The sequence below is a fragment of the Bacillus sp. SIMBA_154 genome, assembly GCF_046536015.1.
Taxonomy (GTDB): Bacteria; Bacillota; Bacilli; order Bacillales; family Bacillaceae; genus Bacillus; species Bacillus pumilus_P.
Genome location: NZ_JAWJBV010000150.1, coordinates 1 through 301, shown reverse-complemented (window position 1 = coordinate 301; position 301 = coordinate 1). Strand labels below are relative to the sequence as shown.

Below are 301 nucleotides of genomic sequence, written 5' to 3'. Positions count from 1 at the left end.
GTGAAGTTTTGGCGTACAGTGGCGAAGCCACGCCAAAACGAAGCGTAGACCAAAACGTCAACTGGACAAACTTGTTAGTTTTCATTCCACTCCCGCACCTTCTTGATGAAGGTTGGAATATCTATATTTAATGATTCGAGATCACCAGTTTCGTGGTCAAAGAAGTACACGACTTTAAAGCCCTCCCTTGGTTTAGCGACAAACATATTGCCTGCACCATCTTGCCCAAAATTTAGATAGTTTTCTGTGCCAGGCCATGGTTTTTCGTAGCACTCTTCGTTTAACGGCTCCCAATTAGCTA

Annotated in this window: 1 protein-coding gene; it reads right to left on the bottom strand. The window is 43.9% G+C overall.

Annotated elements, in window-relative coordinates:
- Nucleotides 1-74: 74 nt before the first annotated feature.
- Nucleotides 75-301 (bottom strand): hypothetical protein (locus R0K30_RS21515; protein WP_410612828.1); only part of this gene is annotated, 227 nt, incomplete at its 5' end.